At 41.5% G+C, this 14,474-nt stretch carries 15 protein-coding genes and 1 tRNA gene; 14 read left to right on the top strand and 2 right to left on the bottom strand.

The genetic code is table 11. The features are described from left to right. The first annotated feature begins 1 nt into the window (after position 1). The 4 genes from pgsA (at position 2) to DOD25_RS03705 (ending at position 3,525) form a co-directional block, all read left to right on the top strand. Positions 2 to 682 (top strand): CDP-diacylglycerol--glycerol-3-phosphate 3-phosphatidyltransferase, encoded by a 681-nt coding sequence (gene pgsA, locus DOD25_RS03720; protein WP_032835516.1) that lies wholly within the window; start codon positions 2 to 4, stop codon positions 680 to 682. 109 nt (positions 683 to 791) lie between these two features. Then, complete coding sequence (locus DOD25_RS03715; protein ID WP_196776778.1) at positions 792 to 1,481, top strand: CinA family protein; 690 nt, start codon at positions 792 to 794, stop codon at positions 1,479 to 1,481. A gap of 204 nt (positions 1,482 to 1,685) precedes the next feature. Beyond that, complete coding sequence (gene recA / locus DOD25_RS03710) at positions 1,686 to 2,825, top strand: recombinase RecA (RefSeq protein ID WP_112928729.1); 1,140 nt, start codon at positions 1,686 to 1,688, stop codon at positions 2,823 to 2,825. A 31-nt stretch (positions 2,826 to 2,856) separates the two neighbouring features. Next, the gene (locus DOD25_RS03705) at positions 2,857 to 3,525 is read left to right on the top strand and encodes a regulatory protein RecX (RefSeq protein WP_004118976.1); all 669 of its coding nucleotides are present in this window, start codon (positions 2,857 to 2,859) and stop codon (positions 3,523 to 3,525) included. Positions 3,526 to 3,584: 59 nt separating this feature from the next. Here DOD25_RS03705 and thrC read toward each other — a convergent pair whose 3' ends face one another. After that, positions 3,585 to 5,111 (bottom strand): threonine synthase, encoded by a 1,527-nt coding sequence (thrC, locus tag DOD25_RS03700; RefSeq protein WP_112928728.1) that lies wholly within the window; start codon positions 5,109 to 5,111, stop codon positions 3,585 to 3,587. Positions 5,112 to 5,310: 199 nt separating this feature from the next. On the opposite strand from thrC, the gene DOD25_RS03695 reads away from it, so the two are divergent. The 10 genes from DOD25_RS03695 to DOD25_RS03650 all read left to right on the top strand — a co-directional run bounded on the left by DOD25_RS03695 (position 5,311) and on the right by DOD25_RS03650 (position 13,614). After that, on the top strand, positions 5,311 to 6,588 hold the full coding sequence (locus DOD25_RS03695; protein ID WP_112928726.1) for a glutamate-5-semialdehyde dehydrogenase: 1,278 nt from the start codon (positions 5,311 to 5,313) through the stop codon (positions 6,586 to 6,588). Positions 6,589 to 6,979: 391 nt separating this feature from the next. Beyond that, positions 6,980 to 7,498: a phosphoribosylglycinamide synthetase gene (locus tag DOD25_RS03690; protein ID WP_112928724.1), complete on the top strand. Its 519-nt coding sequence runs from the start codon at positions 6,980 to 6,982 to the stop codon at positions 7,496 to 7,498. Then, positions 7,488 to 8,300: a nicotinate-nucleotide adenylyltransferase gene (nadD, locus tag DOD25_RS03685; RefSeq protein ID WP_004106489.1), complete on the top strand. Its 813-nt coding sequence runs from the start codon at positions 7,488 to 7,490 to the stop codon at positions 8,298 to 8,300. The genes DOD25_RS03690 and nadD overlap by 11 nt, the downstream gene beginning before the upstream one ends. A gap of 96 nt (positions 8,301 to 8,396) precedes the next feature. Continuing rightward, complete coding sequence (locus DOD25_RS03680) at positions 8,397 to 9,419, top strand: ribose-phosphate diphosphokinase (protein WP_032835511.1); 1,023 nt, start codon at positions 8,397 to 8,399, stop codon at positions 9,417 to 9,419. A gap of 91 nt (positions 9,420 to 9,510) precedes the next feature. Continuing rightward, positions 9,511 to 9,581 (top strand) — tRNA-Gln (locus DOD25_RS03675). Positions 9,582 to 9,695: 114 nt separating this feature from the next. Further along, the gene (gene glmU, locus DOD25_RS03670; RefSeq protein ID WP_004118983.1) at positions 9,696 to 11,105 is read left to right on the top strand and encodes a bifunctional UDP-N-acetylglucosamine diphosphorylase/glucosamine-1-phosphate N-acetyltransferase GlmU; all 1,410 of its coding nucleotides are present in this window, start codon (positions 9,696 to 9,698) and stop codon (positions 11,103 to 11,105) included. A gap of 36 nt (positions 11,106 to 11,141) precedes the next feature. Further along, on the top strand, positions 11,142 to 11,564 hold the full coding sequence (gene rsfS / locus DOD25_RS03665; RefSeq protein WP_004118984.1) for a ribosome silencing factor: 423 nt from the start codon (positions 11,142 to 11,144) through the stop codon (positions 11,562 to 11,564). A 24-nt stretch (positions 11,565 to 11,588) separates the two neighbouring features. After that, the gene (locus tag DOD25_RS03660; RefSeq protein ID WP_004118985.1) at positions 11,589 to 12,407 is read left to right on the top strand and encodes a histidine phosphatase family protein; all 819 of its coding nucleotides are present in this window, start codon (positions 11,589 to 11,591) and stop codon (positions 12,405 to 12,407) included. A gap of 138 nt (positions 12,408 to 12,545) precedes the next feature. Beyond that, the gene (locus DOD25_RS03655; RefSeq protein WP_004106477.1) at positions 12,546 to 13,055 is read left to right on the top strand and encodes a LytTR family DNA-binding domain-containing protein; all 510 of its coding nucleotides are present in this window, start codon (positions 12,546 to 12,548) and stop codon (positions 13,053 to 13,055) included. A gap of 109 nt (positions 13,056 to 13,164) precedes the next feature. After that, complete coding sequence (locus DOD25_RS03650) at positions 13,165 to 13,614, top strand: DUF3021 family protein (protein WP_004106474.1); 450 nt, start codon at positions 13,165 to 13,167, stop codon at positions 13,612 to 13,614. Between the two features lie 314 nt (positions 13,615 to 13,928). Here DOD25_RS03650 and DOD25_RS03640 read toward each other — a convergent pair whose 3' ends face one another. Then, positions 13,929 to 14,333, bottom strand: coding sequence for a pyridoxamine 5'-phosphate oxidase family protein (locus tag DOD25_RS03640; RefSeq protein ID WP_012914343.1), 405 nt, complete (start codon positions 14,331 to 14,333; stop codon positions 13,929 to 13,931). Positions 14,334 to 14,474: the final 141 nt, after the last annotated feature.

Genomic DNA, 14,474 nt, shown 5'->3' with positions numbered 1-14,474 from the left:
TATGAAGAAAAAAGCTAAGTCATCATTTTTTGCTGGCTGGAATTATGCTCCAAATATTGTGACTTATATCCGTATCGTGCTTTCGCTTGTTTTTATTGTTTTATATTTGAAAGCAGGTACGTGGGGTTTTGATTCAGTTTCGTTGCGTTGGGCTGCGTTTGTGCTGTTTGTCGTAGCTGCTTCTACGGATAAGCTCGACGGGTGGATGGCTCGTAAATATCATAAGGTTACAGAATTAGGTAAGTTACTTGATCCAATTGCGGATAAAATTCTTATTCTAGCTGCGCTTATTATTGCTTCTGTTTTCGGCGAAATTTATTGGTGGATAACCATCTTGTTCATGATTCGCGAAATTGCTATTACTCTTGTGCGAATTTATGTTGTTAATGTTCGTGGAAGAGTAATTGCTGCATCTTCTGCAGGAAAGTATAAGACTCTTACGCAATCGATTGGTATTGCAATGATTATTGCACCGCTTGTTGCAACTCTTCATGCTAATCCATTGCCTTCTTGGATGGTTTCTTACTATGCAGTGGCTTTTGGCTTGCTTGGTATTTCTTTGGGCTTTGCTTTCTATTCTGCAGTTTTGTATGTCTATAGTGCTTTCTTTGAAGGTTCTTCAGATAGCGAATCTCAAGTTGATGATGCAAAAAATGCAGTTCCTTTGCCTCCTGTGAAGTAAATAAAATCAATAAGTAAACTTCTTGTTTGTAGCTTACGGTTTTTCATAGATTATCCCTAAAGGGTTTATGTTGTGGAAAATCGTAAGCTACAATCATATCGAGCGTATTATGAATAATTCTTCAGATTTTAATACAGTTTCTTTAGCCGCGGATCTATTGGAAAAAAGTTTTATTAAAGGAATGCATATTGCTTCAGCAGAGTCGTTAACTGGCGGGCTTTTGGCTGATGCTTTTGTTTCTGTTCCTGGCGCGTCACGAGTTTTTTGTGGTTCTGCTGTCACTTATGATATTCATGCTAAATCCAAAATTCTTGGTGTAAATTCTAATCTTTTACAATCTGAAGGCGCGGTTTACCAGGATGTTGCTTTTCAAATGGCGATTGGAGCTGCTCAAATATATCGTGGCAGTGGATGGGTGTATGGGGAAGATTATGAGTGTTGTGCAAATTTTCCTATTATTGGCTTGTCTACAACTGGTGTTGCAGGTCCTGGTCCCGATGGCAATAAACCAGCAGGTTTAGTTTATGTTGGAATATTTTTGCCTAAAGTTAATGATGCTGTGGATTCTGTTAAAGATGCGGCTCATAAAGAACTTGAAGATGGATGCGTGAGTAACGTCTATGATTATGATTTTGCTCAAATCGAAAGTCAAAGCGTAACTAAAATTGCGCAATCAAGTGTTGCTTTTGTTTTTGAATTGAGATTATCTGGCAGTCGTCAAGAAGTTCGCGAATCTACTGTATTTCAGTTGTTGAGAATTACTGATGAGTTGATTGCTTATGTCGAAGATTGTAAGTAGTTGGGTTGTAATCAAGACACGCGCTATCGAACAAATGTTCGCATATATAGTATACTTGTGTTTGTCGAGATGATTTAAGCTGAGTTAGCGTTTAAGTGCTTGGATTAAATGTTTTATCCACATTGCACAAAAATGCTTGTACTTGAATCTAGTATGGAACTAAGGTCGTTCGATACATAACGGCATGCGAAAGGAGTAGCATACATGGCGCAAACGAAAAGTAAAGGCAGTATTAATCGCCTTATTGATGCGGATAAAACAGATCCACGTCGCCAAGCAGCGTTAGAAACTGCTTTAGCCAATGTTGAACGACAATATGGAAAAGGTTCTGCAATGCGCTTAGGTGATAGACCTATGCAAGATGTAGAAGTTATTCCTACTGGTTCATTAGCGTTGGACACTGCTTTGGGGATTGGCGGTGTTCCTAGAGGGCGAATAGTTGAAGTCTACGGTCCTGAGTCTTCTGGTAAAACAACTCTTGCTTTGCATATCGTTGCAAATGCTCAAAAAAATGGTGGGGTAGCGGCATTTATTGATGCTGAGCATGCGTTGGATCCTGTCTATGCGCGAAAGCTTGGAGTAGACACGGATGCTCTTATTGTTTCTCAGCCAGATAACGGTGAGCAGGCATTGGAAATTGCTGATATGCTTATTCGTTCTGGTGCGTTAGATGTTATTGTTGTTGATTCTGTAGCGGCATTAGTTCCTAAAGCTGAAATCGATGGCGATATGGGAGATAGTCATGTGGGCTTACAAGCTCGCTTAATGAGTCAGGCGTTGCGTAAGATGACTGGTGCTCTTTCACAAGCTGGCACTACTGCTATTTTTATTAATCAGCTTCGTGAAAAAATTGGCGTATTCTTTGGTAACCCTGAAACTACCACTGGTGGTAAAGCTTTGAAGTTCTATGCGTCTGTGCGTATGGATATTCGCAGAGTTTCTACTATTAAAGAGGGTGAAGAAGCTGTTGGCAACCGAACGAAAGTTAAGATTGTCAAGAATAAAATGGCTCCGCCTTTCAAAACTGCTGAGTTTGATGTTCTTTACGGAGAAGGTATCTCGACTGAAGGTTCCGTTATCGATATGGGACTGCAAGCTGAAGTTATTAAGAAATCTGGTTCTTGGTTTACTTATGAAGGTGAGCAGCTTGGACAAGGTCGTGAAAACGTCCGTAAGTTCTTGAAAGATAATCCAGCTATTACTGAAGAAATTAGCGAAAAAGTCAAAGCTTCGTTAGGTTTAATGCATCCTGAAGATCAATTCGCTGAAGATTCTGAACTAGATCAATTTGCTGATGATTCTGTAGCTAAAAATTCTGCACAAAAGTCATCCAAATCGAAGTAATAATAAGATTACAGTGTAAAGCGAATGCAATATGCCTATTAGTGTAGAGAGTTTTCTTCGCGATCATCCAGTAGAGCGGACTGAAGAAGATGACGAAAGTAATAGCGTAAAGCCACATACTCGCAAAAAAATATCGCATAAATCAGTACTTTTAAGCGCAAAAAATAATACAAAAAACATGCCGTATGTAAAAAACACTAAAGTAAGTGATTTAAGCGACGAACTTTGCAATAGTAGTGAAGATGATTGCAGGGAAGCTGCTTTAAGGCTTTTAGATTATGCTCCTCGCTCTGTGATGGACATGCGCAAAAGGCTTAAAGAAAAAGGCTACACGGAAGTTGCTATTGACGCGGTTATTCATCGTTTGCTTGAATTGCATCTTCTTGATGACAATCAATATGCTCAAATGGTGATTCGCTCTTGCGCTGTGAGGCTTCTTGGTGCTAGAGCTACTCGAATGGAATTGCAGCGTAAAAATGTTGATCCTGCTGCTATTTCACAAAACGTAGCTTCTGCTCAAAACTCTGGAGTATTCACTGAAGCAGCGTGGGAACTCGGTCGCAAAACGGCTTCGCGCACGAGAAATCTTGAGCCTTTAGTCAGAAGACGAAGATTTTTCGCAGCAGCTGCAAGAAAAGGTCATGATTTAAACGTTATTAACGAAGTGTATGCAGCTTTATTCGAAAGTAATAACGAATGAATAGTAAAAGAGGCTGGATTATACAAGTAAACCAGCCTCTTTCGCTTAAAACTTTATGATTATTTTGCGAAATTATGCGCTTGAGCTAAAACATACTCAGGCATATCTTCAACATTAATAACATCATTAAAGCGTGGAGTTTTATTTTCAAGATTTCTAAGCATGCTTGGAGCTTTAGTTCCTGTAGCTTTACTAAGAGCGTCCATGCATTTGAAATCATCCATATCTTGCACATGCTCAATATTCAAAGATTCAGCAACAACACGAGGGAATTTATACGGGCTTGCAGTGCTTAGCAATACTCTAGGTGTGCTTTCGTCATGTGGAATATTTTGCATAACGAAGAATCCGCAAGCAGTATGTGGATCGATCACATACTTGTACTTGTTCCAACAGTCATAAATAGCTTCGCGAATTTGATCCTCATTCGCCCAACCGCAGCCAAACAGTGAGCGAATCTTTGCAAGCACATTTTCTGGAATCTCAAAAGCGCCCCATTGAGTCAAGTCATTCATAAGCATTTGTATTAAACGCGTGTCTTTATCGCACATGTAATAAAGCATTCGCTCCAAATTAGAAGAAACCAAAATATCCATAGAAGGAGCAACAGTGTGATGGAATGTGCGCTGACGGTTGTAAGTGCCGCTTACCAAAAAATCAAAAAGCACATTGTTACTATTGCTAGCAACAATGAGATGCTTCACTGGAAGACCAAGCATTTTTGCATAATATCCTGCTAGAATATCGCCAAAATTGCCTGTAGGAACACAAAATTCTACTTCGTCTCCAAGTTTTATAACTTCGCGTTCAATAAGCTGCTTGTATGCTGCAAAATAGTAAACAACTTGTGGCACAAGACGACCAACGTTAATTGAGTTAGCTGAAGACAATACTGTATTCGCATCTTCTTCAATATTTTTGTTGAGCTCATTATTTGTGAAAATCTGTTTAACGCCTGTTTGAGCATCGTCAAAATTACCGCGGACTGCGCAAACTTTCACATTTTCGCCTACCTGAGTAGTCATTTGCAATTCTTGGACGCGGCTAACTTTTCCTTCTGGATAAAAAGTAATCATAGAAGTGCCTGGAACATCAGCAAAACCAGCCAAAGCAGCTTTACCTGTATCTCCAGAAGTTGCAGTTAGAATCATAACGCTTTTTTCAATATCAGATTCGTTCTCGTGTTGAGTTTTAGTGCGAGACATTAATTGTGGCAACATTTGCAAAGCAACGTCTTTAAACGCACAAGTAGGACCATGGAAAAGTTCCATCACAAAATCGCTAGTGTTCCCAAGCTGCTGGAGTGGAGTAATAGCGTTATTAGACCATTGATTGCCGTATGCCAGTTTAATGCAAGAAGAAAGCTCTTCTGAAGTATAATCAGGCAGCAACAGTTGCAAAATATCCTGCGCAATTTCTTGATACGATTTGCCTTGCAATTTAGAAATATCGTAACGCTCGCTACCAAGGCTATCAGCTACAAATAATCCGCCATCTTCAGCAATTCCTTTACGTATTGCCTCTTTTGATGTGCATGTTGGCTTAAGCGAACGAGTGCTATGGAAAATAGTTGTATCTGATGCCATAATAACTCCGTAACCGTCTGTTTATAGAGAATATTTTTTACTTACGTAGATTATTTATGTAAATTATTTACACAACTTATATCAAATTATGGTACCTGAAGCGCTGGGCGAATGGGCGTGTGCTAATCTCATATATATAAATGCTTTTGTTTTACTATTAATTAATTGGCGATTAGGCAAATAATCTATAGGGGGAACGTTGTCTGTTGATGATTTAGTGAATGCTCGTGCTGATTGTGCGCGCAAAGCGTGGCGTAATTTTGCTCATGCAGATACTCGCGCAAAAAATGCGCTTCTCGAAAAAATGGCAGATGCTTTAGAGTTTGCAGCTTCAAATATTGCTGAGGCTAACAAAAAAGATCTTAAAGAAGCTGAAGCTAAGGGAATGGATGCTGGAAAGCTCGATCGGCTTAAATTTGATGAAGAGCGAATCCAAGCTTCTGCAAAAAGCGTGCGAAAAATTGCGCAATTGCAAGATCCTGTAGGTCAAGTAGTTCGCGGATACACTCTTCCTAATGGAATTAAACTTTCGCAAATTCGAGTTTCAATGGGCGTTATGGGAATGATTTACGAAGCTCGTCCAAACGTAACTATTGATGTAGCTGCTTTGTGCATTAAATCTGGAAATGCTGCGATTTTGCGAGGAGGAAGCGCGGCTCTTCATACGAATCAGGCGAGTATTGAAGTTATACAATCGGTTCTTAAAAATTCTAACTTTAGTGCTGATTTGATTCAGGCTGTTGACGATTTAGGAAGAGACGGAGCTACGTCAATGATGCATGCTCACGGTCATATTGATGTGCTTGTGCCTAGAGGTAGTGCAAATCTTATTGCAGCAGTTGTTCAAGAATCTACGGTTCCTGTTATTGAGACTGGAGCTGGAAACGTACATATTTATGTAGATAAAAGCGCTGATATTAAAAAAGCTGTACCTATCATTATTAATGCAAAAACGCAACGAGTGGGCGTGTGCAACGCTGCTGAAAAATTATTAGTGCATAAAGCTGTTGCGCAAGAATTTTTGCCAAAAATCGCTGCTGCTTTAGCTGAGCATAATGTAATTTTGCATGCAGACGATAAATCTTACGATATTTTGCAATCCGCTAATATTCAAGGATTGCAGCTTGAGCGTGCCACTGAGGAAGATTGGAAGCGAGAATATTTGTCGCTGAATATGGGTGTAAAAGTTGTAGATGATTATACTGATGCAGCTTCTCATATTGCGAAATATTCTACTGGCCATACTGAAACCATTATTGCTGAAGATTACTCAACTATTCAAAGTTTTATTGCAAGTGTTGATTCCGCTGTAGTTATGGTAAATGCTTCAACGCGCTTTACAGATGGCGGCGAATTTGGTTTCGGCGCAGAACTTGGTATTTCTACGCAAAAATTACATGCAAGAGGCCCTATGGGTTTGCTTGAAATGACAACAACCAAATGGATCAGCTACGGAGATGGGCAAATACGTTTATAGTTTATTTTTTACATCTCAATGCGCACACTACTATTCAGTCGTATGGATATTCGTGTGGTGAGATTTGAGATTTTTCGCACTGAGCGAGGCGAACGTCAGAGCCGAAGGCTGCTGATTCGCCGAGTGAAGAAGAAAAATCGAAAAATCTCTGCGATGAGCAAGGTTATTAACGAATTAGCATGCAGAGTTTGGGGGATTTCTTTACGAGCACTAAAAGAGGACTGAGAAGCTACATTCTTTAAGAAAGGCGAACACGCTAAACTCTTTTAGCAGCCAGAGCGCCCGAAGGACGGGACGTGCGAGGAAAGAAATCCCCCAAAACTCGCGCAACACCAAACAAATTAAAGTATATGTCCTGGTTTTAATAGTTACGTGGCGGTAAGGTAAGAGTATGCCTAATAATGACGTGAATTTGAGTACAGCTGAAGCGCTTGATATTGCTGCTGAACGTTTGTCCATTGTGCGATATGTTTTTTTGGTGCAAATTGAAGATGGTATTGCTTCTGCATCGCAACGTTCATCGCTTGAGTATGCTGACGCAGTGTTAATGGGTTGGCCAGATTCTGATTCGAATGATGTGACTATTCCTGATGAAACTTCGTTTAATAATGTTCTTAAAAATGTTCGCAATATGGAAAAGAATATTATTAAGTTTAGCGAATTAGAACGTGATCATGATATTGATGGCATGACATCCATGCTTGCTAAAATTTCGGAATCTGTAGCGAAAATTCGTGGTGCATATCAACCAGATTTCCCTCTTCCAACTTTTGCCGAAATCCAGCGTGTCGTAAAAGATGAGTGGGATGAAGAAATGGGCAATATTAATCCGGATAGCGCAAATGTTGCATCTGGGTTAGTGAATGAAACTCAAGTGGAAGACAAGGAATCTGAAGCGAATGAGTCCTGAAATTCACGAAGATGCAGAACGTCGCATGTCTGACCTATTTCATGGCGCGTTTACTGGTAAAGAAGCGGCTCCTCCTGCGGTTGTGAATTCAGTTCATAAACGTACTTCTACTCGTGGCAATGTGCACGAGCGTCAGCGCATTGGAATTATGGGCGGCACATTCGATCCAATACACAATGGTCACTTGGTTGCTGCTTCAGAAGTTGCTTGGGTTTATGATCTTGACGAAGTTATTTTCGTTCCTACCGGTAGGCCTGTTTTTAAGCTTGATAAAAAAGTTACGAATGCAGAAGATCGTTATTTAATGACTGTTATTGCAACAGCCTCAAATCCAAAGTTCACTGTTTCTAGGGTTGATATTGATCGCCCTGGAGTTACTTATACTATCGATACTTTGCGAGATATACGTGCTCAACATCCTGATGCGGAACTTTTTTTTATTACTGGAGCTGACGCTATTGCTGAAATAATGCAATGGAAAAATGCGCGCGAAATGTGGAATTTGGCTCGATTTGTGGCTGTTACTCGTCCTGGCTATTCGAGGCCAGAAAAGTTAGCAGATTCTAATTCTCCGTTAATGCCTCGCCAAATGCATACGAATGATACTGGTATTGCAGCGAATCGTGACGATATGGTTCATTGTGATTCTACGCATTTGCCGGTTGATATTTTAGAGATTCCAGCGTTGTCTATTTCTTCTACTGATGTTCGTCGTCGAGCTGAGCATGGTGAGCCGGTGTGGTATTTAGTTCCAGATGGAGTAGTTCAGTACATAGTTAAGCATGGTTTGTATCGTGCGTAATTATTGATTTTGTAGGCTTGTCGTTTATCGTCTGTGCAAAAAGTTAGTATTGATTATGTTCATTTCGCGAATTAAAGCGAACTAATGTTTGGAGATATGGTGAGCATCGTCCTTGAAGGAAAGCCAGATAAAAACCTTGTTCTCGTTACCGGTCGCGCACATCCGAAGCTTGCTCGTGATGTAGCTGATCAGCTTGGAATTGATGTACTTGAAACTACGGCATACGATTTTGCTAATGGTGAAATGTATGTTCGCTATACGCAATCTGTGCGTGGTACAGATGTATTCGTTATTCAAAGCCACAGTGATCCTGTTAACAAGTCCATTATGGAACAGTTAATTATGATTGACGCTTTGAAGAGGGCTTCTGCTCGTTCAATTACTGCAGTATGCCCGTTGCTTGGTTATTCTCGACAAGATAAAAAGCATCGCGGTCGTGAACCTATTTCTTGCCGCTTGATGTTTGACTTGCTAAAGACTGCTGGTGCTGATCGCATTATGAGCGTCGATTTGCATGCAGCTCAGTCTCAAGGATTCTTCGACGGTCCTGTTGATCACTTGATTGCTATGCCAGTTTTGGTTGATTACGTACGTGATCGTTTCCGCGATGATCTTGCTAATGTGACTGTTGTGTCTCCTGATGCTGGTCGTATTCGCGTAGCAGAACAGTGGGCTCAGCGCTTAGGCGGCGGTCCTTTGGCTTTTGTGCACAAAACTCGCGATATCACTTGCCCTAATAAGACGGTTGCAAATCGCGTCGTTGGTGATGTTGCTGGACGCGATTGCGTTATGGTTGACGACTTGATCGATACTGCAGGAACTATTGCAGGAGCTTGCAATGTGTTGAAGGAAGCTGGAGCTAAGTCTGTTACAGTTGTTGCAACTCACGGCGTGCTTTCTGGTCCTGCAGTCGAACGTTTGAAGTCTTGTGGTGCTAGGGAAGTTGTTTTGACTGATACTGTGCCTATTCCAGAAGAGAAGCGTTGGGATGGTTTGACTGTTCTTTCAATTGCTCCGCTTCTTGCAAGCGCTATTAAAGCAGTGTTTGAGGATGGTTCGGTTGCTAAGCTTTTCGACACTTATCCTGAGCATCACGGACAAGGATTCTTATTTGCTTAAGTATTGATTTAGTGCGGTTTGCTTTTCGGCACGCCAATTTGACGTTTTTCGATATTATGGCATAATAGTGACTTGGCGGTTTTTCCGCCGTTCCCTCATGGTGTAATGGCAGCACACGGGTCTTTGGAACCCTTTGTCTTGGTTCGAATCCAGGTGAGGGAGCTTACTTGAAGCGCTACTCGTTGAATCGGGTGGCGTTTTTTGTTTTGAACGCTGCTAATAAGTAATAGAATTACATACAGCGAAATTTATTGAAATAGTATAAGGAGCGTATGCGTGGAAAAGCATGATGTAACTGCGGCAATAATTTTGGCAGCAGGCGATGGGACGCGTATGCGTTCAGAAACTCCAAAAGTACTACATCCATTTGCTGGTAAAACATTTCTCAATCGTGTTATGGATGCCATGAATGGCGTAAATCCTAAAAAACTAGCTGTAGTTGTGCATGCTCAGGCTGAACGCGTAGCTGCTGCTGCTGTTAGCTATAACGAAAATGTGCATATTGTAAATCAGGACGAAACTCCTGGAACCGGCAGAGCAGTGCAATGTGCTATTAAAGATCTTAACGAAATTGCTAAAAACGAAACTGGTGAAGCATTAAAAGGAGCTGTGCTGATTGCCGCAAGCGATATGCCGCTACTTGATACGCAAACTTTGCAGTCTTTAGTTGATTTTCACAATAATAATAACAATGTGGCAACAGTTCTTACAGCAGTATTAGACGATGCAACTGGCTACGGCCGTATTGTGCGCGAAGCAAACGGTGACGTTTTGCGTATTGTTGAGCATAAAGATGCAAATGCTGGAGAGCTTGCTATTCATGAAGTGAACACTTCTGTATATGTATTCGATGCGACTGTATTATGTGACGCGATTGCAGATCTTAACTCTCAAAATGCTCAAGGTGAGTTCTATTTGACTGATGCTTTGGAACATGCTCGAAAGTTTGGTCATGTTGGTGCAATGTCTGCTCCAGATCCGCTTACTGTAGAGGGCGTAAATAATCGTGTGCAATTAGCTGCGCTCGCAAAAGCACATAATAAGCGCGTGTGTGAAAAATGGATGCTTGAAGGTGTAACTATTCTCGACCCTGATACTACTTGGATTGAAGATAGTGTTACGCTCGCACAAGATGTTACTGTGCTTCCTGGGTGCTTCCTTCAAGGTCGTACTACGGTTGCAAGTGGTGCTGTAGTTGGCCCTTACACGACTCTTATTGATGCGCAAATTGATGAGGATGCTGTGGTTGAACGTTCGCGTGTACAGGAATCGCATATTTGTAGAGCTGCAAACATCGGTCCTTGGACGTATTTGCGTGCAGGAAACGTACTTGGTGAGGAAAGTAAGGCAGGAGCTTTCGTAGAAATGAAGAAAGCTCATATTGGAAATGGCACTAAAGTACCTCATTTAAGCTATATTGGCGATGCTGATTTGGGTGAGCATACGAATATTGGCGGCGGTACGATTACTGCAAATTATGACGGAGTGCATAAGAATCATACTACGATTGGTTCTGGTGCTCACGTTGGCGCAGGAAACCTGTTTGTAGCACCGGTTACTGTGGGAGATGATGTTACTACCGGCGCTGGATCGGTGGTACGTCACGATGTTCCGGCTGATTCTATGGTGTACTCGGAAAATACTCAGCACGTTGTAGAGGGCTGGAAGCCAGCTTGGGAACGCTAAAAAGCGTTTGTTGGAGAATTAAGGAGTAGTAACATTATGACAGCTTTAGAAAGCTCAATTAGTGCAATTCGTATTGCTGCCGCTGCTGCAGACCGTTTGAAAGCAACGAACGAGCAGGCTTTTGATGTAAGCGATTTGCTTGGTATTACAGATGCTATGTTAGTTGTTTCTGCTTCAAATGAGCGTCAAGTATTAGCTGTTGCAGAAGAAATCGAAAAAGACTTGTACTTGAAAGACAACAAACGCAAGGCTTTATCTCGTGAAGGCTTGGAATTAGCACAGTGGATTTTGCTTGATTTTGGCGATTTTGTGGTTCATGTAATGCATGAGGAAGCACGAGCATTCTACCGCTTGGAACGCCTGTGGAATGATTGCCCGGCAATCGATTTGCAACTGCCAGAGCATGCTAGCGAAACTGAAGATTCTAGCAAAACTGAAGATTCTAGCGAAACTGAATAATAAGAAGAAAGTACGGTACAAACCATGGTTGATTTCGTAGAAAATGTTGCGAGTAACGTAAATAATTCCATTAATAGTGCGCATGAAGGAATTGCTCGTTCTGTTATGCTTATTCGCCACGGTCAAACTCCGTATAATGCACAGTTCCGTTTGCAAGGCATGATTGATATTGCTTTGGATGAGTCTGGAATGGATCAGGTGACTCGCTCTGGAAAAGCTTTGCGCGTGCTTTTTGGTGCTTCTGATTTAGAAGATCCAAAGGACCCGAACAGCACTGAACACGTGCGCATTACGCCGGAAGAAGCGGACGCGAGTTTTGTGGCGATTGTTTCTCCACTTATTCGTGCTCAACAGACTGCTCATGCTTTTGCAGATAAGATTGGGCTTCATGTGCATGTTGAAAATGGTGTGCGCGAGCGTTTCTTTGGCGAGTGGGAAGGTTTGAATCGTCAGCAGATTAGCGAGCAGTGGCCGGAAGATTTCAAAGCTTGGGTTGAAGGTAAAAGCGGAGAGCTTCGTCATGGTGCTGAAGCTAAGCAGGAAGTAGGAGAGCGCGCTGCTGCTGCAGTAGAAGATTGGGCTCGCAAAACTGGCGCAGACCGTGATTTGCTAGTATTTTCACATGGTTCCTGTCTTTCGCAAACTGTTCATAAGCTGCTTGGATTAGATAAAGTAGATCCTTCTTACAAGACGATTGGCGGCATGGGAAACGGTCGTTGGGCGCGCTTAATTCCAAGTCTTAACGCTGATGGTTCGATTCATTGGCGTTTGGATGCTTATGATCAAGGTCCTGCAGCTGACCCTACAAGCCAGCGTCTTATTCGCATTTGGGGTGCTGCGTAATCTCTCCTTTACCGCTTAATTACCGAAAGCTACCGTTTAGCGATTTTGTAAAGACAGACTATTTACAGTGCCGTATAGTCAAAATTACAAAACAAAAAGCTAACAAACGCTAACAGTAGTGTACGGAAAGGAGGCTTGATGAAAGTAACTATTGCTATCGTTCCGCCTGAGGAAGAGCAGTCAGTTCAGTTGTCAATTCACAATATTGACGATGAGCTTAAGCACATTATCGCTCAGTTACAAAGCATTGACTCCAATGATGCAAATGTAAGAAGTGCTGAAAATAATACTGAAATTAATACTTCAGATAAGTTGAGCAACAATAATCCATTCATATACGGTTATATTAACGATTCGATTATTGTTATGCATGAGCCAGATGTGATTATGATTTGCGTTGAAAATTCGCGCGTAATCATTCACGGTGATAAAGGCGAGTGCGTGTCTTACAAGCGCCTAATGGATTTTGACAATCCGCAATTCGCGTCGTTTGTGCGCATATCTAAATCCGCAATCGTGAACTTGAATCGCATTGTTCGAGTTGATCCAGGATTTGGTGGAAGTATGAGCGTAAAAATGGACGATGGAAGCGTTGAGTGGATTAGTCGCAGATGCTTAGGTGGGTTCAAAAAGCGCTTAGGGATGTAGTTATAGTAATAACGAATGTAGCTAGAATGTAGTCAAATATAAAACTATCAAAATTTTAATACTGATTTTTTTAATACTAGATTTTAATACTTAAAAGGAAGCGATTATTATGGAAAAGCAAGTTGCAACATTAGGTAAAACAATGGTAAAAAACATTGTTAAAGGCATTGGCATAGGGTGCACTATTTTTACAGTAATGTCTTTTATATCAAGTCTGTTAGCGCATAGTGAGGTTGGAAATAGAATTGCATCTTATGCTGTAGCATCGTTTGTTATAGGCATAGGATATGGAGTGTTCGCTATTTTTTGGTCGAATGAACGCATGTCAAATTTTGCAAAGTTCGTTTTTGCGCTAGTTCCGCCAATTGCTATTCAGTTTATTGTATCGGTGATTGTTGGATGGATTTCGTTCAAAGATGAGCCAGCGGTGATTTGCGGATGGATTGCGTTCACTGTTATTTTACCGATTCCTATTGCTGCAATAATTTATTACTTCGAGAAGAAGAAAGCGAAAGAAATGAACGCTAGACTGAAAGCATTGCGTAAAGAAAGCAAGTAAATTAGTGACAACTAAATAATCAAGTAAAGAATTGAGTGGTGTTCATCTTCGCCGTTGAGGACGAACGCCACTCGATATTGTATGACGCCTACTATAGACGTACTAATTCGGCGTTTTGCGCGACGACCTGCCTGAGCGTTTAAAGCGTAGCGCGCGAAGGCAACTCGGAGCGGAAACTCGCTTAAGTTGGGAGTCCAGTGGACTTCCAACGCGAGTTTCGTAGTGAGCGCGTTACCCGCGCGAGCGTCCGCGCTCAGTGCGAAAAATCTCAAATCTCTACCGCACTAATATCCACACGACTGAATGACGACGCATTAATCTTTTGCAATAGTTTTGCCGGCAGTAGCTCCAGAAGTCAAGTCCTGAATCTCAGTGATTTCCATAACTGGAACTGCAGCTGGCTTCTTCGTACCTTTTTCTTCGGCCACACGTACCTGTTCTTCGTAAATCGCGTCATCAGTGTGAAGAGTTACTGTTCCGCGGAAGCGATAGCCTTTCTTTTTTGCCAAATTAGCAACTGCTACAACCAGCTGGCTGCCGTCTTGCAAGTTCTTATAATGCTGACCTGCAGTGCGCTCGTGGTAGGCAAGGTGGTTGTCGTCGAGTACGAACATAGACATTTTTGGTCCCAAATCAAGCTCGCCATCTTTGCTTACTGTTGCAATCCAAGCCAAATTATTCGCAATAAATTCTTTCATATCTGCGCTAAGAGTTGCCATAATATTCCTTTCCTAACAAGATTGCGTACTTTCTTCGTACGCAATTTATAAGCCTACATTGCTACATTACGCTGATTTAAAAGTGTATACGAGCGTGTAGCGTAAAAAAATTGTAAGTTGTGATATAAATCACCCAATTCT

The sequence above is a fragment of the Gardnerella leopoldii genome (assembly GCF_003293675.1).
Taxonomy (GTDB): domain Bacteria; phylum Actinomycetota; class Actinomycetes; order Actinomycetales; family Bifidobacteriaceae; genus Bifidobacterium; species Bifidobacterium leopoldii.
The sequence above is the reverse complement of the archived record's forward strand: the minus strand, read 5'-3'. Positions and strand labels throughout refer to the sequence as shown.